Source organism: Streptomyces sp. M-16 (assembly GCF_052114405.1).
Lineage (GTDB): Bacteria > Actinomycetota > Actinomycetes > Streptomycetales > Streptomycetaceae > Streptomyces.
Window position 1 is genome coordinate 1 of the sequence record NZ_JBFRER010000105.1, and the last position, 26,668, is coordinate 26,668.

Consider the following 26,668-nt stretch of genomic DNA (forward strand, 5'->3'; position numbering starts at 1 on the left):
GACCGCGTGACCGCGTCGGCGTCGGCGTCGGCGTCGGCGTCGGCGTCGGCGTCGGCGTCGGCGAACCGTGGCGTCCGGGTGACGCCCGTGCCGTCGGCCCCGCCCCGGACGCGGCAGCCCCTCACCAAGGCGCCGGCCACGCCCGTGGCCGACCGGCGAGCCCTGCCCGCGACGCGCCGGACCACCCTTCCAGTGCCGACGGCGACGGTGACGGCGACCGGCCTCGCGCTCCCGTCGGCCGACGGCCGCGGGGGTGGCGTCGGCACGTCCGCCACCGCGCCGGGCTCCCTGCCCCCGGTGCAGCGGGCTGGCGCTGACCGCCCTGACGGGGCCGCAACGACGGAGTCGGCAGCGCCCCCCGCCTCTACGTCGCCCTCCGCCGACTCCGTCGTTGCGTCCCCGTCCCCTTCCCCGCCGGACCGGCCGGTGCTGGAGCGCCCGGTACGGAGCACCCCGCCCCGCCCCTCTTCCGCGCAGGCCGCGGCTCCGGCCGCCAGGCGTACGGGGCTTGGCGCACCGGTGCAGCGAGAGGCGGTACGCCGACCCGAGGGCTCGGCGCCCCGCGCCGACGTGCCCCGCGCGTCCGCCGTCCCACACGCGCGCGGCACGTCCGGCACGCCCGACGGGTCCGGCACGCGAGGGTCGTCGGCGTCCGAGGCCGCGTCCACCGCGCGGCCCACGACGCCACGGCAGGGCACGCCGCCCGTTGCGAGGGCGCCGCGTACGGGCTCGCCCGACGACGCCCCGACCCGAGCATCCGCACCCGCGCCCGCGCCCACACCCGCCCCCGCCCCCGCACCCGCACCCGCACCCGCACCCGCACCGCGGACGCCCCGGCGCGACGGAGCGACCGGCTCCACCGAGACGGGCACGAACCCGTCGGGCGCGGGAGAGAGACCGCCCGCGACCGGTGCCTCCGCCCCCGCAGCGACGTCCACCACGAGCGCGACGGCACGGCCGTCCGGGAGCGGTGCGCCCGTACAGCGAGCGGTGCCCCGGCCCGGAGCGACGCCGCCCGTACCGGCGGACGGCCGGCGCTCCTCCGCCCTGTCCGACGGCACGGCCACCGGGCCCTCCGTACAGGAGGCCGTCCGACCCCCCACGCCCACGCCCACGCCCACCTGGAGCGGTGCCCCGGCGGCATACGCCCCTCCCCCGCAGGCACCCCCCGCCGTCCGCGCCGACCGGCCGACGGCCACACCGGGTGACGCTCAACGGACCGGCGCGGCACCGACGCCCCTACCGGCTCCGCACACCACGCCCCGGTCCGGAGCTCCCGCGCCGACGCCCGTTCCCGGCGCCGCGCCCGTCCGGCGTGCCGTGGCCCCGGCCGCCCCGGGAGCGGCATCACCTGCCGGACCCGTGCCCGCCGCTCCCCACGCCGACCGGCCCACCACCCCCTCCATCCCGCGGCGGGCGGCCCGCCGGGAGCAGCCGCGGGCCGGCCAGAGCCCCGCTGCCGCCCCGGCCGCCCGTCCGGGCACGGCGACGCCCCCGGTGCAACGCTCMACACCCCGCACGCCCACGCCTGCCCGCCCGCCGGTGCCCGTCGTCGGCCACGACTCCGCGGCCCTACCCCCGTCGGCCCCGGGCCGTACGGAGTCCCGGCACGGACCCGTTGCCCCGGGCCCCGCGCCGGAGCGCCGGACCCCGACCACGGTCCCCGGCCCCCGTCACCCCGCCCTGCCCGGCTCCGCGCCCGTGGGCCCGGTGCAGCGCGGTGCAGCGCCTCGACGTGCGGGGCTCGGTGCCCCCCTGTCTCCCCCGGCGCACCCCGCTCCCCCGCCCGGGGCCGTGGTGCCGACGTCCCCGGTGCCCCGCCCCGCCCCGGGCCCGGCAACCGGCCGCACATCCGGCTCCCCGCGCCCCTCCGCTCCCGGGCCGGCGGCCGCACAACGGTTCCTTCCGCCCGGCGCCCCGTCCACGGGTGCGCCCGCCCTGACTGCGCCGGTCGCCGCGCCGGAGCACCACGGGCCCCGTGCCGGTGCCTCCGCCCCTCCGCCGGTCCAGCGGGCCTGGGCACCGCCCATGCCGGCCACACCGACCACACCCTCCGCGGCCCTCCCCCCGACGCCGCCCGCACCGGCCCCTCCCCGTAAGGACGGTGTACTCCCCGTCCAACGGGCCTTCCCCGTCCGGGGCGTTCCCCTGCGCCGGCCCTCCGCGGCCGGCGCGGGCGCCCCGGCGCGCGGCCCGCTCCCCGTGGCGCCGCTGAGTCCGCCGCCCGCGGCCGCACTCCCGGCGTTGCCCGCGGTCCCCTCGGCCGGGGCGCGGTCCGGGGGTTCGACGCCGTCCGGGCACACGGTCCAGCGCTTCCCGTCCTTCGGCTCCGGTTCCAGCCCCGGCTCCGGCTCCGGCTCCGGTTCCGGCCGGTCCCTCGGCGCGCTCGCGGCCGCCGCGTCGGCCACCGTGGCCTCGACGCTGGGGCATTTCCGGCCGTCGTCGCAGCAGGCGCCGCCGGCCGGACCGCCGCCACCGTACGAGCCGCCGGCGGCGCACGGCGCGCCCCCGCCCGAGTACACCGCCGTCCCCGTCGGCGCGTTCGATCCGCGCGAGCTGACCGAGTTCCAGCTGGACGAGCTGGTGCACCGGATCATCGACCGGGTCACCCGCCTCGTCCGCACCGAACTGCGCATGGACCGCGAGCGGATCGGCAGACTCCGCGATCCGCGCGCCTGACGGACCCGCCCGTACCTCCCGGACCCGCACCGACCGCCTGTGATCGGTCACCGCGCACACCGCCGCCCCCCTCACCACGACAGAAAGGCCCACCTCGGATGCCCCGACAGGACCCCGGGTCCACCATCTGGTTCACCCTCACCATCGACGGCGAGAGCCTCGGGCACTTCAACGGGTGCGAGGGCCTGTCGTCCCAGGTGGAGGTCGAGCAACGTCAGGAGGGCGGCAACAACGGCTTCGTGTGGCACCTGCCCACCCGGGTCACGTTCTCCACCATCCGGCTCACCCGGCCGCTCACGCCGGACACCGCGAAGGTCGCCAAGTGGATCTCGTCGGTGCAGACGGGGATCAAGCGGCCCACCGCCCAGATCGCGGCGCTCCGGGCCGACGGGTCGCTGGTGGCCCGCTGGGGGCTCATCGACGTCCTGCCCGTGAGCTGGCAGGGCCCCACCCTCGACCCCGCGAGCTCCGCCGTGGCCACGGAGGTCCTGGAGATCGCCCACCACGGGTTCACGGACTGACGGCGCGAGAGACGCGTCGGAGCGGAGAGGAGGCACACCCATGGCCACGAGCAGGAGGGGCGCCGGCAAGAGCCTGGTGCGCGCGACGCTGGCGATCCACGAGCCCCCGGTCGGGACGAGCACGACGCCCGGGGCACTGATGCGGACGTTCGGCTTCGAGTTCAATCCGGCGCAGCTGTCGCTGAGTCAGCGAGCGCAGTGGAAGGCCACGCCGACGATGGCCGTGCGCGACGGCTCCAAGCCGGAGTTCATGGGCGCCGAGCCGCGCGAGATGACCCTGGAGATCTTCCTGGACTCGTCGGCCGCGCCGACCGCCAACACGGTGCTCAAGAAGGTCGAATCGCTGCTGGACTGCTGCGAGGTGACGGCGAAGAGCATCGCCGCCGACCAGCCGTCGCCGCCGTGGGTGGTGTTCGAGTGGGGGTCCTTCTCCACGGCCCGGTTCGTCGCCTACGTGGGCTCGGTCGAGGCCTCGTACAGCCTCTTCGGCACGACGGGCGTGCCCATCCGTGCCACCTGTCAGGTACACCTGGTGGAGATCCCGGGGAAGACCAAGGGCCAGAACCCGACCTCGGGCGCGCTCACCGCCCAGCGCGTGCACCGGGTCGTGGCCGGCGACTCCCTGCAGTCGCTGGCGTGGCGGGAGTACGGCACGGCCACCGTCTGGCGGGCGATCGCCGAGGTCAACGGCATCGACGACCCGTCCCGGCTGGCGGCCGGCACCGAGCTGGTGCTTCCGGCGCCCGAGGAGGTGTCGCGCTGATGGTGCGTCCCGCGTTCTCCAGCATCATGCAGGTGCGGATGGGAGCCGCCAAGCTCCCGGACGACATCGCCCCGCTGCTCGTGGAGGGCTGGGTCGACCAGGGCGTCAACGTGCCCGCCGCGTTCCGGCTGACCTTCCGCGATCCGTACCGCCTCGTCCTCGGCAAGCTCGGTGTCACCTTCGGCACGAGGGTGGTCCTCACGCCGATCGCCGACGGCCAGGGGGGCGGCAAGCCGCTCCTGACGGGCGAGGTCACCGCGTTGGAGGCCGACTACGACGGCACCGGGAGCTTCACCGTGATCCGCGGCTACGACTTCGGGCACCGGATGATGCGCCGGCGCCGTGTCGTCGCCTACCGCAACCAGAAGGCCTCCGACATCGCCCGCAAGCTCGCCGCCCTGGACGGCGTGCCGATCGGCCGGATCCAGCCGACGAAGGGCACGTACGCCTTCGTCAGCCAGTCCAACGTCACGGACTGGGACTTCCTCTCCCGGCTCGCGGACGAGAACAACATGGTGATGTCCCTGGACGCCCAGGGGAAGTTCCGGTTCGTCACGCCGACCCCGTCGGCCGGCGGTCCGTCCCCGCGGACTGACGGTGACAAGAGCCCCTTCGTCCTCCAAGCCGGCCACGACATCCTCCGGCTGCGGGCGGCGGTCACCGCCGCCGACCAGGTCGGCACGGTCGAGTCGCGTGGCTGGAACGTCACCACCAAGAAGAGGATCGTCGAGACGGCCCCGGCCACCACCGACCCCGGCATCTCCATCGGCCTCACTCCGGGCCAGGCGGCCGGGAAGTTCCCGTCGGCGCAGCTCGTCGAGACCGCCACACCGTACGACCGGCAGGACGAGGTCCAGTACGCCGCCAAGGCCCTCGCCGCCGACGTCACCTCGTCGTTCGCGGAGCTGGAGGTCGCCGTGTACGGCAATCCCGAGCTGCGGCCGGGCGTGCCCGTGGCCCTCGGCGACGTGGGCAGGCCCTTCGAGGGCAAGTACACCGTCACCTCCGTGCGGCACGTCTTCGGCGACGGCAGGCACTACGAGTCCTGGATCACGGTGAGCGGCCGTCAGTGGCGCTCCCTGTACGGGCTGGCCTCGGGCGGGGGCGGCGCGGACACCACGAGCGCCGCCCGGCTGCCCGGCGTGGCGAACGCCATCGTCACCGACGTGCAGGACCCGCTGAAGCAGGGGCGGGTCAAGCTCCAGTTCCCGTGGCTGGACAACACGTACGTGAGCGACTGGGCCCGCAGCGTGCAGTCCGGCGGGGTGGGCGGCGGCGGCGTCTTCCCGATGGACGTCGGGGACGAGGTGCTGGTCGCCTTCGACCGGGGCGCGCTGGACCACCCGTTCGTGATCGGCGGGCTGTACAACGGCCGGGACCGGCCGACCCGGGTCGACGACGTGCCCCTGCACGACGGGCTGAAGCGGAAGGCCGCCCGGCACACCGTGTCCGACCGGCGGGGCAACCGCGTCGACCTGCTCAGCCAGCGGTCCGGCCGCCGCAGGCAAGGCGTCCGTATCGCCAGCGGTGACGACCGGCTGACCATCAACCTCGACCGCACCAAGACGGAGATCACCGTCGACAGCAAGGGGTCTGTGACCATCAAGGGGGGCCGCTCGGTGTCCGTCGAGGCCGGTACGGACCTGACGCTCAGCGCCGGGCGCCGGCTCACCATCAAGAGCGGCGGCCCCCTCGACATCCAGGGCAGCGGCGTCGTCAACATCAAGTCGCTGGGCGCCGTCAGCCTGGACGCGGTCGGCGCACTCAGTCTGAAGGCCTTGGGCGCCACCGTGATCAACGCCGGCGGCATGGTCCAGGTCAACTCCGTCGCCAACGTCGGCATCCGCGCCCTCAAGGTCGACCTCCAGGGCGCCGTGTTCGTCAACACCGTGAAGTACCCCCTCCCCGCATGACGGGACGACCGCGCCGCCGCGCCCGTGCCGTCGGCGGAAGGAAAGGGCAGGTGGCCCCCTGATGGCCGAACAGTTCGTCGGCTCCGGCTGGTCGTTCCCCCTGCGCATCGGGCCCACCGGGGGCATCGCGCTGGTCAGCGGCGAGCGCGAGATCGAGGAGGCCATCCGGCTCGTCCTGGCCACCGCCCCCGGCGAGCGGCCGATGCGCCCGGAGTTCGGCTGCGCCATCCACGACCTCGTCTTCGCCCCGGTCAACGAGCAGACCGCGGGACGCATCCAGCACGAGGTGCACGTGGGCCTGGACCGCTGGGAACCCCGGATCGAGGTCCACGACGTGGAGGTCTCCGCCGGCGCCGACCAGGGCGTCCTGTTCATCGACGTCCGGTACTCCATCCGCGGGACCAACAACCCGCGCAGCCTCGTCTTCCCCTTCTACGTCATCCCCAGCCACGACGAGCCGGGCGCGCCGGGCTCCTCGGAAAGCGACCTCTGATGTCCCTGCCCTCCCCCAACCTCGACGACCGGCGCTTCCAGCAGTTCGTCGACGACGCCAAGCGCTACATCCAGCAGCGCGCCCCGGAGTGGACCGACCACAACGTCTCCGACCCCGGCATCACGCTCGTCGAGACGGTCGCGCACATGGCCGACCAGATCGTCTACCGCCTCAACCGCGTCCCGGAGAAGAACCACCTCGCCTTCCTCGACCTGGTGGGCATCACGCTCTTCCCGCCCTCCGCCGCGCGCACGGACGTCACCTTCTGGCTGTCCGCGCCCCAGGAGGACGTGATCCTGGTCCCGGCCGGTGCCGAGGTCGCGACGCTGCGCACCGAGCGGGAAGAGGCCGTCGTCTTCGCCACCGAGCGCGACCTGGCCGTCGTCCCGTGCGAGTTGTCCCACGTGGTGGTGCAGCACCGGGGGCAGCCCGTCGCGGACCGCACCACGGACCTCGACGAGCGCAAGGACGTGCTGTGCTTCGCCGAGGCCCCGGTACCCGGCGACTGCATGCTCATCGGTCTGACCGCGGCCGCTCCGTACTGCGCGCTCGCGCTGGAACTCGACAGCCGCGTCGACGGCGTCGGTGTCGATCCCCGCCAGCCCCCGCTCGTGTGGGAGGCGTGGACCGAGGACGGCTGGCAGCCCTGCGAGGTGGACCGGGACGGCACCGGCGGTCTCAACCGGCCCGGCGACGTCGTCCTGCACCTGCCCGGTGGTCATGTGCTCTCGCGCAACGGCGGGCACGAGGCCGGCTGGGTCCGCTGCCGCGTCACCGATCCGCTGCCGGGCCAGCCCTTCTACACCACCTCGCCGAGCATCCGTTCCGTCGAGGCCTACACGATCGGCGCCACCACGCGCGCCGTGCACGCGGAGACCGTCCACGACGAGGCGCTGGGCGAAGCCACCGGACTGCCCGGCCAGCGGCTGCGGCTGGCCCACGCCCCGGTCGTCGCCGACGACCCGCCGCTCCTCCTGCAGACCGCCGACGACGACGGCTGGCAGGACTGGCAGGTGGTCCCGCACTTCGCCGCCTCCGGCCCCGGCGACCACCACGTCACCCTGGACGCCGCCACCGGCGAGATCGCCTTCGGCCCTGCCGTCCGCGAACCGGACGGGTCACTGCGCCAGTACGGAGCGGTCGCCCCCAAGGGTTCCGTCGTCCGCGCCCACCGCTACCGCACCGGCGGCGGACGCGGCGGAAACGTGGCACGCGGCGCCGTGCAGGTGCTGCGCACCTCCGTCCCGTACGTGGCAGAGGTCGTCAACCGGGAGGCGGCGCGCGGCGGTGTGGACGGCGAGACGGTCGAGGAGGCCAAGCTGCGGGCACCGATCACGCTCCGCGCCCAGGACCGCGCCGTCACCCTGCGCGACTACGAGGAACTCGCCCGCCGGGCCGCGCCCGAGACCGCACGCATCACCTGCCTGGAGGGCGAGGAGGGCGAGCACGGGGCCTACGCGGTCCGCGTCCTCGTCGTCCCCCAGGCCGTGCCCGATCCGGGTGGGCGGCTGCGGTTCGAGCAGCTCGTGCCCGGTGACGCGCTGCTGGGCCGGATCACCCGCCACCTCGACGAACGGCGTCTCGTCGGCACCCGGCTGGCCGTCGGCCCGCCGTACTACCAGGGCGTCACCGTCGTCGCCACGGTGCACGCCTTCCGCGGCGTCGACACCGACCGGGTGCGCCGCCAGGTGCACGACGCGCTCTACCGCCACCTCGACCCGCTGACCGGCGGTGCGGACGGCCAGGGCTGGCCCTTCGGCCGGCCCGTCCAGACCGGCGAGGTGTTCGCGGTCCTCCAGCGGGTCCCCGGTGTGGAACTGGTCGACGAGGTCGTGCTGCACCCGGCCGACCCCCTCACCGGAAAACGCGGCAACCCCACCGACCGCATCGACCTGGAGCGGCCCTCGCTGGTCTTCTCCTACGACCACCGCGTCCGCGTGATCGGGGACGGCGCATGACGGCCGCCGCCCACCGCGGCTCCGTCGACGGCCTCGGCTCCTCGCTCCCCCTGGGCGCGATGCTCCCGGCCGTCTTCGCCGACGACGACCTGGCGCAGCGGTTCGTCGGTGGACTCGACGACGTCCTCGCACCCATCCTGAACGTCCTGGACTGTCTGGACACCTATTTCGACCCGGCGTTGACCCCGGCCGACTTCGCCCGGTGGCTCGGCGGCTGGGTGGGCGCCGAGACCGACGGCAGCGAGCCCGAGCCCCGGCTGCGGGCCGCCGTCGCGGCCGCCGTCGCGCTGCACCGGATCCGCGGCACCCGCCGCGGCCTCACGGAGGCGGTACGGCTGGCGTTCGGCGTCGTACCCGACATCACCGAGAGCGGCGCCGCCGACTGGAACGCCCGCCCGCTCGGCCCCTTCCCCGGCGCCCCGCGCCCCCGCCTCCACGTCAGCCTCCGGCTGCCCGACCCGACTCCGGCCGACGCCCACCGACTGGACTCCCTCGTCGCCGCCGCCCGGCCCGCCCACATGCCCTACACGGTCGAAGTGACGGCCGCCGAAAGGACCCCGCAGACATGACCACGCAGAACTGTGCCGAGTGCGGAACGCGCGCGGAGCCGGGCCATTCCTTCTGCGACGCGTGCGGCGCCGTGCTCCGCTGGGACCAGGACGCCCGCGCCACGCGGCCCGCCGGCCCGTCCCCGCAGCCCGGCGGGCCCGCCGCGGATGCGTCGCGGACCCCGCACGAGGACGCGGCCCGTACGGAACGGGCGGCGCGCGCCGCCGGCGGTTCCGGAGGATCGGCGCCGGATGCGGAGGGGCAGGAGGGGCCGGGGCCGGCCGCTCCGCCCCGCGCCTGCGACGGCGGGCAGCCCGCCGGCCCCGCTCAGGATGCCCCCGGCACCCCGTCGCCACGGGACACCGCACCGACCGGGCCGGTACCCGCCACCCCGGACCCGCACGCGCTCAGCGACACCATGTCCGACCGGGCGCGCTCCCTCCTGGTGCCCGTGGCGGACCCGGAGTCGCCGCACCCCGCTCCGGCGGGCGCCGGGCCCGTCCTGCCCGGACGGCCGGATGCCGACCGGCCCGCGGTACGCACCCCGGGAGAACAGCCCGGCATCGCGGGCGGCCCGCCGTGCCAATGGTGCTCGACGCCCAATCCTCCCGACCGCCACTACTGCGTGCGCTGCGCGATGCCGCTGGCCGAGACCGGCGAGGCTTCCGCACCCGGAAGGGCGCCCTGGTGGCGCCGGCTCTTCGGCGGGCGGCGCCGCGAGACGCCGTGGGCGGGTGACCGTCCGCGGCTGCGCCGCGTCTTCGACCGGATCGGCACCTGGATCGCGCTCGCGGTCGTCGTCGCCCTGGCGGTCCTCGGCTTCGTGTACCTGCCCGACGGCGTCCGGGCCACCCTGGACCACTTCGCCCAGCGTGCCCCGGTCGCCCCGGACCGGATCGCGGCCTCCCGTTCCTATCCCGACCACGTGCCGGAGCTCGCCTTCGACAAGCGCAGCAACACCTGGTGGGGGCCAGGCGTATCGCAGTCCGGCCAAGGCGAGTGGATCGAGGCCGACTTCAGCGAGCCGACCCGGCTGCTGGACCTGATCATCACCCCGGGCGTCTCCGCGCGGGCCGACAAGATCGGGGCATCCGCCCTGCCGCACCACGTCACGGCGACGATCACCGGTAAGGACGGCAAGGTCACCACGCGCCGGCTGACCCTGGATCAGGGGGCGGGCGGCCAGCGGCGCCCGTTCCGCGTCGGCGAGGTCACGAAGGTCCGTTTCACCGTCGAGTCGGCGCACGCGGCCTCCGCCGACAAGCAGGTCGCCATTTCGGAGATCGAGTTCTTCGGCCCGTCGAACGCCGGCCGCTCCTGACCGCACCGCCGGAGTCCACGCGGCCGACCGACCCCGGGGGGGTGCTTCCACATCACCCCCACCGGCGATCACCCCGCCCGGCCGCCACGCCCCGTGCCCCGTGCCTCGCGACCGAGTGAGTGGGCGCGCACGTGTCCGCCGGCGCGCGCGTGCCCGGGGCTATCCCGGGATGGCACAGGGGTCGACGCCGGTCAGGTCACGGCTCGCATCCCACAACCGCGCCGCGACGGAGGCGTCGGCAAGGTGGTCCCACACCGGCTCGCGTCGGGGCTCGCCCCGCAGGCCGAAGACGCGCGGTCCCCACAGCTGGCCTCCACGTACGGTCGAGTCGAGCACCGCTCGGACCGCGGGCCACGCGCCGGCGTGCTTGCCCTGGACGAGGAGGGCCGCAGGTGCCGCGCCCACCCGTGCACGGGGAGTCCGCACATGGATCGGCGGCCGTGACGGGGTGAGGGAGTCCAGCGCGCCGCCGGGATGGACCACCACGCTCGCCACCGCGCCGCCGACAGCGCGCAGGCGGCGGTCGAGTTCGACACCGAAGTACATCTGCGCCAGCTTGGAACGTCCGTAGGAGCGCTTGGGCCGGTAGTCCTTCCGGGAGTGCAGGTCGTCCGGGTCGAGCCGCTCCGACTTCGCCGCGAAGCTGCCCATGGTCACGACGCGGGCCGCCGGCGCGGCCGACAGCAGCGGCATCAGCCACCCGGTCAACGCGAAGTGTCCGAGGTGGTTCGTACCGAACATGAGCTCGTGGCCGTCCCCCGTCTCCCTGCGCGGGGGGTCGTCAAGCGCAACGCCCGCGTTGTGGACCACCGCGTCAAGGCACTGCACCCCCAGCGACTCCACCACTGAGCGCAGCGAGGAGAGGTCGGCGAGGTCCAGCGGAACGGCCCGCACCCGCGCACCGGCAACACGCGCACGTATCGAAGCCAGGGCGGCCTCGGCCTTCACGGGATTCCGGCTGCCGAGCACGACGGTCGCTCCGGTTGCCGACAACTGTTCCGCGACGAAATAGCCGATGCCGGCGTTGCCGCCGGTGACCAGGAAGACACTGCCGTCGGCACGCGGCAGGCGTCGGACGTCCCAGGGCGGGGTGGAGGATGCGGAGGACACGGTGACGGACTCCCTTGCTGGTGACAGCGGCTGCCGCGGCATGCGGGCAACTCGACACCCACGGTTCCAGCGGCCGCCGACACATCCCCCATCGCTCACCGACAGTCCCGCCGGACGGCCGATATCCCACCGACACGGCGCTGACCCCTCGTGGGTGTACGTCCGCCGCCGGACTCGGTGGCGCCCCCATGCATCGGCTGCGGACACGCTCACCCACCCGCATGAATTCGCTTAAATGTACGAATTCAGGCGCTGGCGGCACCCCGGACGGGGCTGCGCCACCCGTTCAGCCGGTCGGGAGCGGGCGGCGGGGTCCGTTCGCCGGAGTGCTGTGCCTTGATTGCACGGATATTCTGGGAAATGTGATCGAGTCTGGACGGCCGGGGCTCCGTCGGCGCTACGGCCGGGGGTGGCTTGTGCGGCTGTCGCCGGTCATTCTGACCGTCGTGATCGCCAGCCTGGCCTACGCCACTCCGCCGGAGCTGGCCTTCAGCCGCCTCCTGCCGGCGGCGCCGGCGCTGGCCGCCGCCATGTGGCCGGTCCTCCCCACCGTTCTGCTCGGCACGGTCTGCCTCCTCCTGATGATCGGCCTCAGCCTCGTCTTCCCCGATCTGGGAACGTGGTGGACGGCCGCGGGAATCATCGCGGTGACCGTGGCCGCGGCGTACGGAAGCCACCTCCGGCTCCAGCGCGAGCGCACCCTCTTCCAGGTACGGCTCGTCGCCGACGCGGCGCAGCAGGTGGTGCTCAGCCCCCTGCCCAGCCGCCTCGGGAACATCGAGATCGAGTCGCTGTACCTCGCGGCCGCGGCGGAGGCCAGCATCGGCGGGGACTTCTACGAGGTGGTCGACACTCCGTACGGGGTCAGGCTGCTCATCGGTGACGTGCGGGGCAAGGGACTGCCGGCGGTGGGGGCGGCCGCGGCGATCGTCAACGCCTTCCGGGAAGCCGCCTACGACGAGACCGACATGGTGAACGTCGCACGCAGGATGGATGCCAGCAGCACCCGCTACAACTCCTCCTTCCCCCCAGAAGGCCCGATGGAGCGCTTCGCCACCGCCCTTCTCGTCCAGATCCCGCGCGAGGGCAGACGCATCGACATCCTCAACTGCGGACACCCCCCACCACTGCTCCGGAACCGCAGGAACGTCCACACCCTTGAGTCCGCCAACCCCTCGCCGCTGCTCAGCCTCGCCGAGCTGATCGGCGATCACTACACCGTCGACACCTTCGACTTCGCCCCGGGTGACCTGCTGCTCCTCTACACCGACGGGATCGCCGAGGCGCGCGCCCGCGACGGCGAGTTCTTCCCGCTGGCGGCTTGGATGGGCCGTCAGCCCCCGACTCCGCCCCGCGAACTGCTCACGACCCTTCACCGCGACCTCCTCCGCTACAGCAGAGGCCGCCTCGACGACGACATCGCCGCCCTGGCCGTACGCCTGCACGAGCCCTGAGGCTCAGAGCCTCGGAGCCCGGCCCGCCACAACGCGGTCGAGTCCGGCCCGGCCCGCGGGCCGTTGACGACGGGGTCAGGCCCCGGGCCGTACCGGGCCGATGAGGGTACCGGCGGTCACCTCGAAGCGGCCTTCGGCGACCGAGGTGCCCGGGATCTCGCCGCCGGGAGCCCTGAGCGTGAACGACGCCTCGTCCGCCGGGGTGCCGTGGCCGTTGTGGGGGACCTGGATGTCGAAGTGGACGGGTCGTCCCGGACCGAAGGTCACCGGTGTGGTCTGGTCGCCGTACCGGCCGGCCGTGGTGCCGAGCGGTGTGCCGTGCAGCGAGAAGGCCACGTCGGTCGGGGAACCGGCGAGGCGGCACGGCGCGTAGCCCTTCGGCGCGGTCAGCGTGACCCGGAAGTGGACGTGCCCGGCGCCGGCCTGGTCCCGCGTGATCTTCGCGAGGTGGTTGGCCGGCCGGCAGGCCGACGGGGCGGCGACGGCGCCCGCCGTCGCGGCCCGCGCGCTGCCCGCGCCCGCGACGGCCGCCAGAGCGACGGCGACAACAGCGGCGGTGGCGGACGTGCGGCTGGTGCGCATTCTGGACTCTCCCTGTCTTTCGGACCGGTTCCGCGGGCCTTTCCCGAGGAACCACGGGTCGCAGGGATCCCTGCCCGCCGCCCCTTCGCCCCAATGTCCCGGAACGCCAACAAAGCCACTCTTGCGCGGAAAACAGCCGGGAGCGCCCTTCCGGGCACGGCCGGGCGGGCCGGCCGGCGGACCGCCCGGGCGAGAGCGCCCGGGCGGTCCGGCTCTCAGGACGCCCGGTTGCGGAAGTCCTGGCGCAGGGCGTCGAGGATCCGCGCCGCTTCGTCCAGGTCCGCCGCGCGGCAGCGGTCGATGGCCGACGACAGCCGGATGATCGCGTCGTCGTACCGGCCGAGGCCGGTTCCCTCGATCAGGGCCGTGACGCGGACCGCCTCGGCGCGGGGCACCTCGCCGTCCGCGCCGCCCTCCTCGTACGCGGCCACGGCGGCCTCGCCCTCGACGAGGGCCTCCTGGAAGCGCTCCACCTCGGCCAGCACCCGGGCGCGGCGGTAGTGCACGGCGCCGTTCTGGTACCAGGGGACGAAGCACTCGTCGTCCTGCGGCGCCGCCGCGCGCACCGCGTCCGCCCGTGTCAGGTGCTCCAGCGCCTCCTCCAGGCCCTCCGCCTCGCGGCCGCGCACCGTCAGCCGTGCGAACTCACACATCATCTGGATGACGAAGGAGGCGTTCGGGGCCTGCGCATGGGCGTCGACCGCGCGCTGGTAGGCCGTACGGGCCGCGTCCCGCCGGTCGGCCAGCAGCAGCGCCGTCGCCGCCTCGGCCGCCACCATCGTGTGGATCTCGCGGTCCTCCTGCCAGGTCGCGACGGCGTCGGCCACCCTCAGGAACTCCTCCGCCGCCGGCAGGTACTCCTCCAGCTCCCGCAGCCCCCTGGCCAGGGTCAGCCTCACGTGGGCGGTCAGGCGCTCGTCGTCCCCTGCGGCCCCGGCTACGGAGGCGTCCGGCAGGCCGGACAGGACCGACTCCAGGACGGCGACCGCGTCGGCCTGCCTGCCGTTGCGCCCCAGGACGTCGGCCAGCTGCAGGCGGACGTCGGTGGCTTCCCGGGACGCGCCCTCGCGGTCGTAGCGGTCGGCCGCCTCCGAGAAGTGGCGCACCGCACCGGTCACGTCCCGCATGTGGGCCGCGGCGTGAGCGAGCAGGGCGTACGTCGGGGCCAGCGGGAAGTCCGCGTCGTCGTACCGTACGGCGTCGGCGACGGCCTGGTGCAGGAGTTCCGCGGCCGCGGCCGGCTCCTGCCGCGCCAGCAGGATCTGGGCGAGCCTGGCCCGTACGCGAGCGGCCCGCCAGGGGCGTTCGCCGGCGGTCAGCTCGGTCAGGGCCGCGCGCATCTCCGTCTCGGCCGTGGCGAGGTCGTCGCGGCGTGCGGCCAGGTCGGCCGTGAAGAGCCGTGCGGCGGCGACCTGGTGGGGGACGGACAGCCGCTCGGCCTCGGCGCGCAGCGTACGGCCGACCCCCTTGGCCCACTCCAGCACGGAATCGGACTCGGACTCCGGGGCCGGGCCCACGTGGTCGTCCCCTCCGTCCTGGTCCTGGTCCTCCTCCAGCGTCGCCCGATGGGCGGCGAGGGCGCACGCGTGCAGGGTGACGAGGTACTCCTGTACGCGTTGCGCGGCGGTGTCGGCTCCGGACCCGGCCGCCTCCTCCTCCGAGGCCCCCTCCGTGAGGGGCGCCGTGACCTTGAGGTCCTCGGCCAGCCGCAGGGTCTTGTCGACGGTGGCCCGGATCTCGGCGGCGTCCGGGTGACGGCCCGCCGGGTCCGCGGCCTCGTCGGGCGCCTTGCGGGCCGTCTCGTCCTGCCCGATGGTCAGCCGTGCGAAGGCGTGGGCCCGCAAGGCCAGGGCGTGCCAGGGCTTGCCGAGCGCCTCGTACAGCTCGTCCGCCCGTTCGAGCTCGGCCGCGGACTCGTCTTCGTGGTCCTCCTGTGAGAGTTCGTACGCACGGTGCTCGGCCAGCTCCGCCAGCAGCAGGTCCTCCGGGCCGAGCCGGTCGTCGTGGGCGGCGCTGCCGTCGTCGAGGCGCTCGGCGACGCGGCGCCACAGGCGGGCGCCGCCGGGGTGCCCCACCACGGTCAAGCGGCGTGCCTCGCGCACCAGCTCGAAGAAGTCCTCCGGGATGGGCGGCGCACCGGCGACGCTCCCGGCGCCGGCCGCGGTGGCGGTCGCCGCGCCGGAGGCGGCGGCGGGCGCGGCGGGCTTCGGGAGGGCCGTGCGCAGTCCGAGCGGCAACGGCTCGTCGAGCAGCGGCCGCTGCGCGAGCCGCGCCCGGCGGACGTCCCCCACGGTGGTGGTGCCGTTGCGGGCGTCGAAGGCGGCGCCGAGCCGGTCCCCCTCGGCGCGGACGTGCGCGAGCAGCGCACCGGCGGTCCACACGCGGCCGGGCGGCCCCGCGACGGCCGTGTCCTCGTGGCCGTCCCCGACGATGCGGGCCAGCAGCACCTCCACACCGGTCAGGAAGCCCAGCCGGGACAGCGGCGCGCCGGTCGCCTCGAACAGCGGGCGGTTCTCGGCGAGGACCTCCAGTCCGCGGCCCTCGTTGCGCGAGAGCGCGCAGAACTCCAGGTGCATGCCGATCTCGTCCTGCATGCCGGTGTTGCCGCGCACCCTCCGGTAGCCCGTGAGGTGGTGGGAGCGGGCCTCGTCGGTACGCCCGGTGCGCAGCAGGGGCAGGAGCGCCCTCGCCTGGCTCAGCTGCGGCTCGTCACTGCAGCCCTTGTCGCCGGAGAGGACCGGCCGCCAGCGTTCGAGGGCCGTGGCGTCGTCGCCGGCGCGCACCGCGTGCCAGGCGAACTGGCGTACCTCACAGGCCTCGCAGTCGCTGAGCTCGCAGCGCGGGCGCGTCACCCACAGGTCGTAGGCATCGGCCACGCCGGTTCCCGTGTGGGAGGCCACGTGGTAGCGCATCGCCGCGACGGGCTGCATGTCGTGGCCCGCGTCGGTATAGCGTCCGCGCATCCGGTCGATCCAGCCCTCGACGGTGGCCAGCGGCACCTCGGGGACCTGGAGCAGGGACGTGGTGACCCACTTGAACCGCCAGAAGACCTGGTGGGCCTCCCACTCGCTGAACGCGCCCGGTTCGGTGTCCCACAGCTTGAGCAGCCGGGCGAAGACCACCGGGGCCTTGCGGTGCTCGCCGGTGAACTCGTACGCCGACATCAGCTCCAGCAGAGCCGTCGCCAGTACGTCCGTCTTCTCCAGGGCTTCGGCCGCCTCGACGAGTTCCTCGGCGGTGACGGTCCGCTGCAGCCCGTACGGCCGGCCGTTGTTCTCGCGGAGCGCCTCGAACACGGCCTCGGGGTGGTCCAGCATCACAGTTCCTTCCGGGGCTCGGCGCCGGACGCGTCCGGGCCGGCGTTGTGCATGGCGTGGGTGAGCAGACCGATGAACGCGCGGTTGAGCAGGGCGCTCTCACTGGCCCGCAGCGGCCGGCGGCTCAGCAGCAGGGCCTGTCCGTAGAGGGCCTCGGCGGTGGTGACGGCGAGCCCGCGCTCGGCGATCGTGACCGCCTGGCGCACCAGGGGGTTGAGGTGGTTCAGGACGAGCTGGGCGGGCGGGGTCTCCTGGTGGAGCGAGCCGAGGATGTCGGCCCACAGGCCGTCGCCGTCGGCCGCCAGGTTCGACCGGGTCCGCTCGTGCCTGGCCTCCCGGTTGTCGAGCAGCAGGGCGGGTGCGGTGACGGGCTGGAAGTCCCGCAGGACCACGTCGCAGTCGTGCGCGCCGATGATTTCCCGGGCGACGGCCAGGAACGTCGCCGCGCGCAGCTCCGCGGTGGGGTCCACGGCGTCCAGGTGGGCGGTGACCAGGGCCGGGTCGAGGTCGGTGACGGCCGTGCCGGGACGGATCTCGGGCAGCCGGTGCACCAGGTCGCGGTCGTAGGTGTAGCCGCCGTTGACGACGCCCAGGCCGGCGGCGGACGCGATGGGGGCGACCTGCCGGAACTCCTCGACGCTACGGGTGACCAGCACCGTCGGGTGGGACCGGAGGAACTCCTCCAGGGTGACGTTGCCGTCGGTGGTCTCGAAGGGCAGCCACGGCAGCACGACGCGCAGCAGCTCGTCGTCGTAGCGTGCGAGGGCCTTCACCGCGAGGTGGTGGACGTCGATGAAGCGGTGCAGCAGCGCCGGGTCGCTCGCCGCCAGCCCGGTCAGCCAGTCGCGGATCCGGTCGCCCAGCGCGTCCCGTACGGCGGCGAGGGTGCCGTCCTCGTACAGCGACTCGCGCGAGGCCGTCGGCCGCAGGCTGGTGGTGTCGACCACGCAGCGTACGAAGAACGCCCACTCGGGGAGCAGTTCGGGCGCCCGGTCGGTGAGCAGCATGCCCTTGAGGTGGACGCGGTGCCCGGCGCGCTGGGCGGGGCTCACGGACGTCGGCAGGACGTACGCGACACCGCGCAGCCCGGCCGCCGGCAGGTCCAGCTCGATCGTGTCGAGCGGGGTGAAGTCGAACTGCTCGCGGCAGTACGCGGTCAGTGCCTCGCGGCGGGCCAGCGGGGAGCGGTGCCGCTGCTCCCACGGCGGCGTCACGTTGACGCGCTCGGGCGCCCCGCCGCCGGGGCCGACCACGCTCACCTCGTGGCGCAGCAGGCTCCCGTAGTGCCGGGCCAGCGCGACGACCCGCTGGGGCTCGGTCCATTCCGCGTTGTCGGCGCGCGGGGTGAGGCGGACCGTCGTTCCCGGCTCGGGGACGGCCGAGGCGGCAAGCGTACGGATGGTGTAGCGGCCGTCGGAGTGGCCGCGCCATTCCACGGCGGGGGCGGCCGGGTCGGCGGCGGACCGGCTGACCACGGTGATCTCGTCGGCCACCACGAAGCAGGCGAGCAGGCCGATGCCGAACTGGCCGATGAACTCGCCACGGGCGGCGTCGAGCCCGGCGCCGTCCAGGGCACCGTCGGCGGTCCGCTTGGAGCTGCGTCCGATGGTGGCCAGGAAGCGGTGCACGTCGGATTCCGTCAGGCCGATTCCGGTGTCGGTGACGGTGAGCGTGTCACCGGTGCGCACCGTGATGGTTCCGGGGGCGCCGGGGTGCAGCGCCTGCCGGGCGGTGATGGCGTCGACGGCGTTCTGGAGCAGTTCCCGCAGGTAGACGCGGGGGCTGGAGTAGAGGTGGTGGGAGAGCAGGTCGACGAGGCCGCGCAGGTCGACCTGGAAGGTGTGCGAGTTCTCGGGGTGGGTCACCGGTCGGGGTCCTTCTGTGGGCGTGCCCGGGCAGGGCGGGGCCGGGCCCCGGCCCGGCACGGGGACGGAGCGGGGCGGCGCGGCGCGGGCGACGGGGAACGGGAACGGGCGGGGCCGGGACGGCTGGGCGGCGCGGCGGGCTCAGCGGCCGGCGGCCGAGCGGTGTTTCCGGTAGGCGGCGACGGGATCGGAGCCGTTCAGGTACTGCCACGGCGACTCGGTCACGTCGCCGTCGGTCGCCTCGAAGCACTCGCGGGCGGCGGACCGCTCCCCGGCGAGCGAGAAGGCCATCGCGAAGGAGTTGAGCACCTGGATCCGCTGGTACGGGGACGCCAGGCGTTCGAAGTCCGGGTGACGGAACGAGTGCGCGGCCGCCTCGTGGAGGGAGGCGCTGACGTCGGGGCGGGCCATGTACCGGCCGTCGGCTCCCGAATCGAGCATGAGCCACTGTTCGAGGTGTGCGTCCGGAACCAGCATGCCCAGTGCCGACCCGCCGGGCGCGGCCGCGGCGGATTCCCGTGCGAAGGCGTGCATCTGCTCGTCGGAGCCGCCCCACTTCTTGCAGACCTGCTGCAACTGCTGGCTGTGCGCCCCCAGGTGGTGCGGGGCGCGGCGCACCGCCGCCTCGAACCGCCGCAGCGCGAGGGTGGGGCCGACCTGGAGACCGCGTCCGGTGATCTGGAGGCCGTACCAGGGGGACGACCATTGCGGCTCGCGCTCGGCGGCCGCGTAGAACCACTGCTCGGCCAGCCGCAGGCGCCCGTGGAACAGGTCGAACTGCTCGCGTGACACGTGCTTGGCGAGGGCGCCGGTGCGCGCCTCCCAGGCCCAGGTGATGTGCCTGAAGCCGGCCAGGACGCGCGGCAGTGCCGCCTCCGGCTCGGCCTCGACGGCCTGCACGATCCACCGCTCCACGCCCGCCGTGTCGGCGACGGCCCAGAGCAGCTCGGTACGGTTGCCGCCCTCGGGGTGTGCCTCGAAGAGCCCGCGCACCGTCGCCCAGTCGGCCGCCGCGGCGGCCTCGCGGGCCTGCGCGACGTCCGGGTCCCCGGAGTCCTTGCGCAACCGTGCGGCGGGCCGCCCCGTCCACTTCCCCAGCGTGCGCCCCATGTCGCGGAGCAACGCCATGTCCCCACCCCATTGCCGTGTTCGTGCGGGGCAGCAGATCGATCTCTCCCCGTGAGGGAAGTGACTATCACGCGCATCCGACAATCGCACAACCATATGTGGCCGCGGTCGCGGGGGAGCCGCTGGTCAGGGGGTTGCCGGCGTGGGGTCGGGCCGCCCGGCGCGTCCGGGCCGGCGAAGCGGGAGGGAACGGAGCGGTGTGCCGCCGGGATCCCGCCGGCCTTTCCGCGGCCGGCGCCTCAAGGTGGCGCCTCAGGGTGGCGCCCTTCGGGCGTCCCCGTGGGCGGCTTCGTGGGCGGCTTCGTGGTGTCAGAAGGCGTAGACCGGGTTGCCGTTCAAGGTCGTGGACATCTCGCACGCGTTGGAGAAGGTGTGCTTCCACGCGACGCGGTTGCCGTGCCAGACGCCGTCGGCGGTGACGGTGACGGGGGCGTAGAGCATCGGGCAGGCCCGGCCCGGATTCGGGGCGGCCAGCAGGTGGTTCAGCTCGCCGCCGGTGGCGTTGAGGGCGTCGCACGCGGCCCTGGGGGTGGGGTGGGTGCCCTCGGCGGTGTAGCCGCAGCTGAGGACGGCAGCGCGCAGGACGGTACCGCCGATGGCCGCGCCGTCCCCCTGGGCGACGGTGAAGACCATGGCGGACGGGGCGTACAGGCTCGCGGGCTTGGCCTCCGCCAGGCCCGTGGTGCCGGCGAGGCAGAGGAGGGCGGCGGCGGAGACGGTGGCTAAGCGGTGACGCACGACAAGACTCACTTTCGATTCGAAGGCCGATGATCGCGCCACATCCCCCATGTGGCGCTCTAGCGGGGCAGAGCCTGCCAGATTTGAAGGCACGTCGCACATGGGTGAGCAGATTGCGGACACACTCGTTCGAATGTCGGACATCAGGGCGCCATCCGTGCGGTCGTCGGGTCATGTCGCAGGTCGGCGCCGCGAGGGGGCGCGGTGCTCCGCCCGTCACGGCCCGGCCTTCCGCGCCGCCCGCCCTGGTGGGCGCGGCGCGGGGTGCGCGGAACGGCCGTCCAGAGTGGCCGAATCGGCGCGGCGAGGCGTCGCCGCCGATTCGGCGCCCGATCGCCAATGACCGACCGGACAGAGGTTGTTAACCTATGGCCATCAATCGGGGAGGGGTGGGGCGGCGCCTCCCRCTCCGGACCTCCCGCCTCCGGCACGCCCCGCGCACCGCACGCGATGCCGCACCTTGAGAGGTCCCGTCCATGTCCTTGGCCAACGACCGCATCAGCGTCCTGTCCGAGGCCTTCGCCGCCGACCCGTACCGTCACTTCGCCCGGCTCAGGGAACACGCCCCGGTGCACTACGAGCCCGCGGTCGACAGCTACTTCCTCTCCCGCCACCAGGACGTGAAGCGGGTACTGACCGACCACGAGGCCTTCAGCACCGCGCCGTTGCAGGTACGCGCGGAGCCCGTGATGCGCGGGCCCGTGCTCGCCCAGATGACGGGCGCCGAGCACACGGCCAAGCGGAAGATCGTCGTTCGGAGCTTCACCGGGTCCGCCCTCCGGGACCAGATGCGCGCCGTCCACTCCAACGCCGCCGAACTCCTTGCTCCCTTCCTCCCCCGGGGCCGCATGGACCTGGTCAACGACTTCGGCAAACCCTTCGCCCTCCGCGTCACGCTCGACGTGCTCGGGCTGGACCGCGAGGACTGGCGGCAGTTGGCCGCCTGGCACAGCGGGGTCGCGGAGTTCATCACCGGCCTGGCCCTGACGCCCGAGCGGCGCCGGCACTGCCTGCAGTGCGCCGAGCGGCTGGAGGCGTACCTGCGTCCCGTGATCGCACGGCGGCGCCGCCATCCGGGCGAGGACCTGGTGTCGAAGCTGTGCACCGCCGAGTTCGACGGCGTCGCCATGAGCGACCGCGACGTCACCGCCCTCGTCATCAACGTCCTGGCGGCCGCCACCGAACCCGCCGACAAGACTCTCGCGCTGCTCTTCAAGCACCTGATCGACCACCCCGAGCAGCTGGCGCGGGTCCGAAGCGACCCGGGCCTGCTGCCGGCCGCGATCGCCGAGACCCTGCGCCACAGCCCGCCGGTCCAGCTCATACCCCGCCAGACGGAGCGGGACGTGGCGTTCGCCGGCGTCACCGTCCCCGCGGGCGYCACCGTCTTCTGCATGATCGGCGCGGCGAACCGGGATCCCGACGCCTTCACCGCCCCGGACACGTTCGACATCCACCGCCCGGACCTGGCCGCCGCCCGCTCCTTCACCGCGGCCGCCCAGCACCTGTCCTTCGGCAGCGGACTCCACCAGTGCGTCGGAGCGGCCTTCACGCGCGCCGAGATCGAAACCGTCGCCGCGCTGCTGCTGCCGGTGCTCGACCGGGTCCGCTTCAGCCCCGGATTCCGCTACCGCGAGGCCGGTCTCTACACCCGGGGACCCGTCGCCCTGCTCCTGGAGTTCACACCCCGCGTCGGCTGACGGCCCCCACCCCGCACCCGTACTCCCGCACCCCCTCGAACGAAGCGAGCGAAGACCGACGATGCCACCGACCGACATCACCCGCGCCATCAACGACCTCCTGTTCACCCCGGACCTCGACCTCCTCGAAGCCGTCGACCGGCACTTCACCCCCGACTACCGACAGCGCACCAACGGTGTGTGGAGCGACCGGGCCGGCTTCGTCCAGCACATGACCCGCCTGCGCACCCTGGTCCGCGGCGGGCACATCGAGGTCCACGAGGAGCTGCGGGACGGGCTGCGCTACGCCGACCGTCACACCGTCACCGTCCTGCGGGACAAAGGCCGTACCTCCCGCACCGAGGTCTACCTCTTCGCGCGGATGGCCCCCGACGGCCGCTTCCAGCGCGTGGAGGAGACCACCCTCCTCGTCGAGGGCCACGCCGACGACGGCAACCTCGCCACCATCACGTGACGTGAGCCTTTACCCAGCACTGGTTCCTGCCGGATCCCCCTTCCGCCTACGATCTCTGACGGAGCAGCGGCGGCCCCGGTCCTGCGGGCCTGACCAGCCCTCACGGACCGAAAGGCGACAGCCCGTCGTACGCACGCGCGATGCGGTGCGGCACGTACGGGGGGCGACCCCTGCCGGTCGGAGCCGGACGGCGGTGCTGTACCCCTCCGGTGCGGGAACGAGGGGGTGGAGACGCCATGGCGTCCGTGGGGGAAAGACTCAGCAGAGCGCGCGTGCAGGCCTTCATCGGCCGGGACGAGCAGCTCGGGCGCTTCGAGGAGGCCCTGGCCGGTGAGCCACGGGCACCCTTCGCGTTCTACGTGTACGGGCCCGGCGGCATCGGGAAGTCGACGCTGCTGCGTCGCCTGGCGGACCACGCCCGTGCGGCGGGCCGGCTGCTCGTCGAACTGGACGGCCGGTTCGCCGACCGGGACCCGGCCGACTTCGAGCGTGCCGCCGGGCCCTTCCTGGACGTTCCCGGCACCGTCCTGCTCGTCGACTCCTTCGAACACTGCCAGTGGCTGGAGAGCTGGCTGTGGCAGCACTTCCTGCCCCGCGCCGCCGAGGACGCCCTGGTCGTACTGGCCGGGCGGCGGGCCCCGCAGCCCCAGTGGACCGCCGACCCCGCATGGTCCCGGCTCCTGCACGTCACCGAGCTGGCACCCTTCTCCGACGATCAGGCCCGCCACCTGCTGGCCGCCGCGCGGATCCGGCCCGAACTGCGCGACCGGGTCATGCGTTTCGCCGGCGGCAACCCGCTGGCCCTGTCCCTGGCCGCCGCGGCGGGCTCGGAGGGCTGCGGCCGGGAGGAGATCTGGGCCCCCTCCGCGGACGTCCTGCGCACCCTGCTGACGGGCCTGATCGGCGAGGTGCCCACGGCCGCCCACCGCCGCGCCCTGGAGGTGGCGGCGCAGGCGCGCTCGACGTCCGAGGAGCTGCTCGCCGCCGTGCTGCCCGGGGAGGACGACCGGTACGACGCCCACCTGCTGTTCTCCTGGCTGCGGGACCTCCCCTTCATGGAGTCCACCCACCAGGGGCTCCACCCGCACGACGCCGCGCGCGAGACGCTCGCCGCCGACCTGCGCTGGCGGGCGCCCAACGCCTTCGAGACGATCCGCCGCCGCCTGGCGGACGAGTACCTGCGCCTGCTGCGCGAGGCGCCCGAGGACCGGGTGTGGACGGTCACCGACGAGCTGTTCCACCTCTTCCGGGAGGGTGCGACCCTGGCGCGGCTGCGCACCTGGTCCCGCGAGGAGGAGGTGCACGAACGCCCCCTGCGCCCCGACGACCTCGACGTCGTGCTGCGCATGGCCGAGGAGACCGAGGGGGCCGCCTCCGCGGAGCTGGTCCGCTACTGGGCGGAACGCCAGCCACGGGCCTTCAGCGTCTACCGCCTCGTCAGCACGGGCCGGACCGTGGCCTTCACGGCGCGGCTGGTCCTCCCCGCCCCGCCCGACCCACAGGACCTGGCCACCGACCCGGTCGTCGCCGCGGCATGGGCGTACACCGAGTCGACGGCGCCGGTCGCCCCCGGCGCGCACATCGGCGTCAGCCGCTTCTCCGTCTACCCCGAGCGCTACCAGGTCCCCTCGCGCGTCATCGACCTGAGCAGTTCGCGGGCGCAGGCGGAGGCCGCCCGGGCCCACGGCCGTGCCTACGGGTTCGCCGTCTACCGGGACGCCGAGACCTGGGGCGCACGTGTCAAGGGCACTCTCACCGACACCGGGGCGCGGCCGCGGGTCGGTGCCCACACGTACGGGGTGTTCGGCGTCGACTGGCGTCAGGAGCCCGTGGAGGCGTGGCTCCAGCGGTTCATATCGGCCACGGAGGTGCCGGCGCCCGTCGGCGCGGGGCCCTCGCCCCTCTCGCGCGCCGCGTTCGACCAGGCCGTACGGGAAGCGCTGGCGCACTGGCGCGACGCGGGCGCCTTCGCCGCCTGTGCCCTCCTGCGCACCCGGCTCGCGGCCGACTTCGAGGAACCCGTCGGCGAGCTGCGCACGCTGCTGCGCCACGCCGTCGACGACCTGGCCCGCGACCCGCGCGGGGTGCGGGCCCGCGAGGCCCTGACCGCGGGGTACCTCTCCGGCGCCCCCACGCAGGAGGCCGCCGCCCGCCGCCTCGGGCTCCCGTACGGAACCTACCGCCGGCACCTGCGGCAGGGCCTGGACCTGCTGTGCGAGGCCTTGTGGCACCGCGAGGTGCAAGGGCCCCGGTGAACCCGTCCGACGACCGGAGTGGCGACCGGGTGACGACCGGGGTGGACAGGTGCGGACAGGAGTGGACAGTGGGCGTGCCCGTCCGGCCTGGATAGTGGACAGCGTCCGGCACGAGCCTGTGCGTCATGAACGCAGCACGCAGTCAGCCGTCCCGGCCGGGAGCGGTGCTCGCGGCGCTCGCCGCGGCCCAGTTCACCGTCATGCTCGCCACCTCGATCGTCAACGTGGCCCTCCCGCAGATCCGAGCCGGGGCCGGGCTCTCGGACGGCGCGACCACCTGGGTGGTCAACGCCTACGGCCTCGCGTTCGGGGCTCTGCTCCTGGCCGGCGGACGGGTCGCCGACCTCGTCGGCCGCCGCCGCGTACTGGTCGCCGGGCTCGCGCTGTTCGCCCTGGCTTCGCTGGCAGCGGGGCTGGCCGCCTCCGCCTCCGTACTGATCACGGCCCGCGTCCTCCAGGGCCTGGGCGCCGCCGCCATCGCCCCGGCCGCGCTGGCCCTGGCCATGGCCGGGGCCCCCTCCGGCGCCGGGCGCGGCAGGGCGCTGGCCGTGTGGGGCGCCGTCTCGGGTGCGGGCGGAGCGGGCGGCGTCCTGTTGGGCGGTGTGCTCACGCAGACGTGGGGCTGGCCCTGGATCTTCCACTCGGTCGCGCTGGGATCGGCACTGGTGCTCGCCGGTGTGGTGGCGTACGTGCCACGCGGTGCCGACGGGACGGGCGGACGGTTCGACCTGCTGGGCACGGCCACCGTCACCCTGGCCCTGACCTGTCTGGTCTGGGGCCTGACGACGGCGCGCGGCGCGGGCTGGAGCGACCCGTGGGTCCTGGGCTTCCTCGGGGCGGCCGCCGCGCTGCTCACGGCCTTCGCCGTGATCGAGGTCCGGAGGCCGCACGCGCTGGTACCGCCGCGGCTGTTCGCCGCCGGGCGCGTCGCCGCGGGCAACCTGCTGATGGCGCTGCTGGGCTCCGTGTGGATCGCCCTCTTCTTCTTCCTGCCGCTCTACCAGCAACAGGTCCTCGACGAGGGCCCCTTGGCCACCGGTGCCGGACAACTCCCCTTCGCGGCGGCCAACATGCTCGGTTCCGCGCTCGTCCCGCGTCTGTCGCGGCGCGTCGGCGCCCCGGCGGCCCTGACCGCGGCCCTGCTCACGGAGGCCGCCGGGCTGCTGTGGCTGTCGCGGATCAGTGCCGACGGGAGCTACCTCACCGGCGTCCTCGGCCCGAGCCTGCTGATCGGCCTGGGGCTCGGCGCCGCCTTCGTCCGGCTCACGGCGCTGGCCGTGGACGGCGTACCGCCGCGGGACGCGGGCCTGGCCGGCGGGCTGGTGAACACCACCCGGCAGGTCGGTGGTGCGATCGGCCTCGCCGCCCTGACCACGCTGGCCGGCTCCGTCACCGCCCACGCGTCCCCGCACCTGCCCGTCGCGGAAGCACTCACCGCCGGCTACCGGACGGCCTTCACGGTCTCGGCCGCGGTCCTGGCAGCCGCGGCGGTCCTCGCTCCGCTCCTCACCCGCCGCTCCGCAGCCCGTACGGCGGCCGCGCCCGACCGCCGTACCCCGGTCGGCCCCGTCCACCCCGCTCGCGGCCCCCACGCCGCCCGCCCTCCCGTGTCCGGCTGAACCGCTGGATCAGCCGGCCGCACCCCGCACCACCCACCCCACCCCATCCACAGGTCCATCCATCGGAAGAGGTTCCTTCCCGTCATGAACACCACCCCCGCCAAGCCGTACCTGACCGGCCACTACACCCCCGTCGCCGACGAGGTCACCGCCACCGGCCTCACCGTCGAGGGAACCCTGCCGCCCGAGCTGACCGGCCGCCTGATCCGCAACGGCCACAACCCCAAGCCCGGGATCACACCCACCCAC

General features: G+C 74.5%; 19 protein-coding genes and 1 pseudogene. 13 read left to right on the plus strand and 7 right to left on the minus strand.

Features of this window, described 5'->3' with window-relative positions; genetic code table 11:
- Positions 1-275: pseudogene (locus tag AB4039_RS32865) on the minus strand (hypothetical protein); the annotation flags it as partial.
- Between the two features lie 1,969 nt (positions 276-2,244).
- Here AB4039_RS32865 and AB4039_RS32870 point away from each other — a divergent pair.
- The 8 genes from AB4039_RS32870 to AB4039_RS32905 all read left to right on the plus strand — a co-directional run bounded on the left by AB4039_RS32870 (position 2,245) and on the right by AB4039_RS32905 (position 10,197).
- Positions 2,245-2,679, plus strand: coding sequence for a hypothetical protein (locus AB4039_RS32870; protein ID WP_442272492.1), 435 nt, complete (start codon positions 2,245-2,247; stop codon positions 2,677-2,679).
- 98 nt (positions 2,680-2,777) lie between these two features.
- A complete protein-coding gene (locus AB4039_RS32875; RefSeq protein ID WP_371680730.1) occupies positions 2,778-3,200 on the plus strand; it encodes a phage tail protein in 423 nt (140 codons plus the stop codon).
- Between the two features lie 40 nt (positions 3,201-3,240).
- Positions 3,241-3,963 carry a CIS tube protein gene (locus AB4039_RS32880; protein WP_266844637.1) on the plus strand — a complete coding sequence of 241 codons (723 nt, stop codon included), beginning with the start codon at positions 3,241-3,243 and terminating at the stop codon, positions 3,961-3,963.
- On the plus strand, positions 3,963-5,876 hold the full coding sequence (locus AB4039_RS32885; protein ID WP_266844638.1) for a VgrG-related protein: 1,914 nt from the start codon (positions 3,963-3,965) through the stop codon (positions 5,874-5,876). The genes AB4039_RS32880 and AB4039_RS32885 overlap by 1 nt, the downstream gene beginning before the upstream one ends.
- 61 nt (positions 5,877-5,937) lie before the next feature.
- Complete coding sequence (locus tag AB4039_RS32890) at positions 5,938-6,369, plus strand: GPW/gp25 family protein (protein ID WP_266844639.1); 432 nt, start codon at positions 5,938-5,940, stop codon at positions 6,367-6,369.
- Positions 6,369-8,327, plus strand: coding sequence for a putative baseplate assembly protein (locus tag AB4039_RS32895; RefSeq protein ID WP_442272493.1), 1,959 nt, complete (start codon positions 6,369-6,371; stop codon positions 8,325-8,327). Before AB4039_RS32890 ends, AB4039_RS32895 begins: the two co-directional genes overlap by 1 nt.
- Positions 8,324-8,896: a phage tail protein gene (locus AB4039_RS32900; protein WP_442272494.1), complete on the plus strand. Its 573-nt coding sequence runs from the start codon at positions 8,324-8,326 to the stop codon at positions 8,894-8,896. The genes AB4039_RS32895 and AB4039_RS32900 overlap by 4 nt, the downstream gene beginning before the upstream one ends.
- Entirely contained in the window at positions 8,893-10,197 is a 1,305-nt protein-coding gene (locus tag AB4039_RS32905; protein WP_442272495.1) for an NADase-type glycan-binding domain-containing protein, read from the plus strand. Before AB4039_RS32900 ends, AB4039_RS32905 begins: the two co-directional genes overlap by 4 nt.
- Before the next feature lie 159 nt (positions 10,198-10,356).
- On the opposite strand, the gene AB4039_RS32910 is transcribed toward AB4039_RS32905, so the two are convergent.
- Complete coding sequence (locus AB4039_RS32910; protein ID WP_266844646.1) at positions 10,357-11,307, minus strand: SDR family NAD(P)-dependent oxidoreductase; 951 nt, start codon at positions 11,305-11,307, stop codon at positions 10,357-10,359.
- Positions 11,308-11,669: 362 nt separating this feature from the next.
- Between AB4039_RS32910 and AB4039_RS32915 the strand changes: the two genes are divergently transcribed.
- Positions 11,670-12,761: a PP2C family protein-serine/threonine phosphatase gene (locus AB4039_RS32915; protein WP_442272496.1), complete on the plus strand. Its 1,092-nt coding sequence runs from the start codon at positions 11,670-11,672 to the stop codon at positions 12,759-12,761.
- A gap of 75 nt (positions 12,762-12,836) precedes the next feature.
- Here AB4039_RS32915 and AB4039_RS32920 read toward each other — a convergent pair whose 3' ends face one another.
- From AB4039_RS32920 to AB4039_RS32940, 5 genes are all read right to left on the minus strand, one after another.
- Positions 12,837-13,343 (minus strand): DUF4232 domain-containing protein, encoded by a 507-nt coding sequence (locus AB4039_RS32920; RefSeq protein ID WP_266844648.1) that lies wholly within the window; start codon positions 13,341-13,343, stop codon positions 12,837-12,839.
- A 215-nt stretch (positions 13,344-13,558) separates the two neighbouring features.
- Entirely contained in the window at positions 13,559-16,660 is a 3,102-nt protein-coding gene (locus AB4039_RS32925) for a hypothetical protein (protein ID WP_442272497.1), read from the minus strand.
- Positions 16,660-18,525: an HSP90 family protein gene (locus tag AB4039_RS32930; RefSeq protein ID WP_442272498.1), complete on the minus strand. Its 1,866-nt coding sequence runs from the start codon at positions 18,523-18,525 to the stop codon at positions 16,660-16,662. Before AB4039_RS32930 ends, AB4039_RS32925 begins: the two co-directional genes overlap by 1 nt.
- A gap of 141 nt (positions 18,526-18,666) precedes the next feature.
- The gene (locus AB4039_RS32935) at positions 18,667-19,653 is read right to left on the minus strand and encodes a hypothetical protein (RefSeq protein WP_442272499.1); all 987 of its coding nucleotides are present in this window, start codon (positions 19,651-19,653) and stop codon (positions 18,667-18,669) included.
- Between the two features lie 309 nt (positions 19,654-19,962).
- Positions 19,963-20,391, minus strand: coding sequence for a subtilase-type protease inhibitor (locus tag AB4039_RS32940; RefSeq protein WP_266844655.1), 429 nt, complete (start codon positions 20,389-20,391; stop codon positions 19,963-19,965).
- 476 nt (positions 20,392-20,867) lie between these two features.
- Here AB4039_RS32940 and AB4039_RS32945 point away from each other — a divergent pair, with 476 nt between their 5' ends.
- The 4 genes from AB4039_RS32945 to AB4039_RS32960 all read left to right on the plus strand — a co-directional run bounded on the left by AB4039_RS32945 (position 20,868) and on the right by AB4039_RS32960 (position 26,419).
- Complete coding sequence (locus tag AB4039_RS32945; RefSeq protein WP_442272500.1) at positions 20,868-22,091, plus strand: cytochrome P450, cyclodipeptide synthase-associated; 1,224 nt, start codon at positions 20,868-20,870, stop codon at positions 22,089-22,091.
- 61 nt (positions 22,092-22,152) lie between these two features.
- Complete coding sequence (locus tag AB4039_RS32950) at positions 22,153-22,545, plus strand: nuclear transport factor 2 family protein (protein WP_266844658.1); 393 nt, start codon at positions 22,153-22,155, stop codon at positions 22,543-22,545.
- Positions 22,546-22,817: 272 nt separating this feature from the next.
- Complete coding sequence (locus AB4039_RS32955; RefSeq protein WP_266844660.1) at positions 22,818-24,800, plus strand: AAA family ATPase; 1,983 nt, start codon at positions 22,818-22,820, stop codon at positions 24,798-24,800.
- Positions 24,801-24,925: 125 nt separating this feature from the next.
- Entirely contained in the window at positions 24,926-26,419 is a 1,494-nt protein-coding gene (locus AB4039_RS32960) for an MFS transporter (protein WP_442272501.1), read from the plus strand.
- Positions 26,420-26,668: the final 249 nt, after the last annotated feature.

Bases quoted from the DNA above. Each gene is read 5' to 3' on its own strand.
- AB4039_RS32885 (WP_266844638.1), top strand. From the start codon at position 3,963: ATGGTGCGTCCCGCGTTCTCCAGCATCATGCAGGTGCGGATGGGAGCC.
- AB4039_RS32900 (WP_442272494.1), top strand. From the start codon at position 8,324: ATGACGGCCGCCGCCCACCGCGGCTCCGTCGACGGCCTCGGCTCCTCG.
- AB4039_RS32890 (WP_266844639.1), top strand. From the start codon at position 5,938: ATGGCCGAACAGTTCGTCGGCTCCGGCTGGTCGTTCCCCCTGCGCATC.
- AB4039_RS32920 (WP_266844648.1), bottom strand. From the start codon at position 13,343: ATGCGCACCAGCCGCACGTCCGCCACCGCCGCTGTTGTCGCCGTCGCT.
- AB4039_RS32950 (WP_266844658.1), top strand. From the start codon at position 22,153: ATGCCACCGACCGACATCACCCGCGCCATCAACGACCTCCTGTTCACC.
- AB4039_RS32880 (WP_266844637.1), top strand. From the start codon at position 3,241: ATGGCCACGAGCAGGAGGGGCGCCGGCAAGAGCCTGGTGCGCGCGACG.
- AB4039_RS32960 (WP_442272501.1), top strand. From the start codon at position 24,926: ATGAACGCAGCACGCAGTCAGCCGTCCCGGCCGGGAGCGGTGCTCGCG.
- AB4039_RS32905 (WP_442272495.1), top strand. From the start codon at position 8,893: ATGACCACGCAGAACTGTGCCGAGTGCGGAACGCGCGCGGAGCCGGGC.
- AB4039_RS32895 (WP_442272493.1), top strand. From the start codon at position 6,369: ATGTCCCTGCCCTCCCCCAACCTCGACGACCGGCGCTTCCAGCAGTTC.
- AB4039_RS32935 (WP_442272499.1), bottom strand. From the start codon at position 19,653: ATGGCGTTGCTCCGCGACATGGGGCGCACGCTGGGGAAGTGGACGGGG.
- AB4039_RS32925 (WP_442272497.1), bottom strand. From the start codon at position 16,660: ATGCTGGACCACCCCGAGGCCGTGTTCGAGGCGCTCCGCGAGAACAAC.
- AB4039_RS32875 (WP_371680730.1), top strand. From the start codon at position 2,778: ATGCCCCGACAGGACCCCGGGTCCACCATCTGGTTCACCCTCACCATC.